Origin of the sequence: Streptomyces sp. NPDC001634 (assembly GCF_040298185.1) — a bacterium.
GTDB lineage: Bacteria > Actinomycetota > Actinomycetes > Streptomycetales > Streptomycetaceae > Streptomyces.
The window spans coordinates 1-1,297 of sequence record NZ_JBEOZU010000239.1 but is presented as its reverse complement, the minus strand read 5'-3'; the positions used below and the strand labels follow the sequence as shown (position 1 = coordinate 1,297).

The following is a 1,297-nucleotide window of genomic DNA, read 5'->3' as shown; positions in this document are numbered from 1 at the left end:
GCTAAATCTAAACTAGCAAACTTTGATACTCCGTCAGTAAGTGGTTTCTTTAAAATATTGTCAGATGAAAATCGACTTAAAATTGTACATGCTTTAGTTCATGAAGATGAGCTATGTGTTTGTGATATTGCTAATATCATTGATGCTTCGGTCGCAACAACTTCACACCATCTGAACTCCTTAAAAAAATTGGGAGTAGTTGATAGTCACAAGGATGGTAAGTTAGTCTACTATTTTATTAAAAATATCAAAATCTTAAATCTTATGGAGCTTGGCGTAAATTTTAAAGAAGAGGTGCTAGCATGAGTGAGAAAATGACCGAAAAAACCTATCGAATAGAAGGATTAAGCTGTACAAATTGTGCAGGTAAATTTGAAAAAAATGTAAAGCAGTTGCCAGGAGTTACGAGTGCAACAGTAAACTTTGGTGCAAGTAAGATTTCAGTAGAAGGCCAAACAACAATTGAAGAACTCGAAGAAGCGGGAGCCTTCGAAAATCTTATCATTCGTGATGATCAAGAAAATGATGAACAAGTTAGATCAAAAGAGTCTTTTATTAAACGGAATATCGCTTTAATCATCTCTCTTGGTTTTATACTTGTTGCTGTGATTTCCCAACTATCATTGGGCGAAGATCATTTATTAACGAAAGCTCTTTATATATTGGCAATAATAATTGGTGGATTTGATTTATTTAAAGAAGGGTTCTCTGATTTGATCAAATTGGACTTCTCCATGGAATCTTTAATGACTATTGCAATTATTGGGGCCGCATTTATTGGAGAATGGGCCGAAAGTTCTATTGTAGTAATACTATTTGCTATTAGCGAAGCTTTGGAACGATTTTCAATGGATAAAGCAAGACAGTCGATTCGTTCTCTTATGGATATAGCTCCCAAAGAAGCTCTTATCAGGAGAAACAATGTAGAGCAATTAGTCAGTGTCGATAAAATCGATATCGACGATATTATGATCATTAAACCCGGACAAAAAATAGCCATGGATGGGCTTGTTATCAACGGTCATTCTTCAGTAAATCAAGCAGCAATAACAGGAGAATCGGTTCCTGTTGAAAAACAGTTAGATGATGAAGTGTTTGCAGGAACACTAAATGAAGAAGGTGTTCTTGAAGTCAAAGTAACAAAAAAAGTAACGGATACAACGATTGCCAAAATCATTCACTTAGTTGAAGAAGCGCAAGGAGAACGAGCTCCTGCACAAGCCTTTGTAGATAAATTTGCAAAATACTATACGCCATTCATAATTATTATGGCCCTTATGATAGAGGATGTTCCTCC

Annotated in this window: 2 protein-coding genes; both read left to right on the top strand. The window is 35.4% G+C overall.

The window, feature by feature from the left end:
* On the top strand, nt 1–306 hold a 306-nt coding region (locus ABT186_RS47800; protein WP_351930719.1), incomplete at its 5' end, for an ArsR/SmtB family transcription factor.
* On the top strand, nt 303–1,297 hold a 995-nt coding region (locus ABT186_RS47795), incomplete at its 3' end, for a heavy metal translocating P-type ATPase (protein WP_351930717.1). The genes ABT186_RS47800 and ABT186_RS47795, both read left to right, overlap by 4 nt.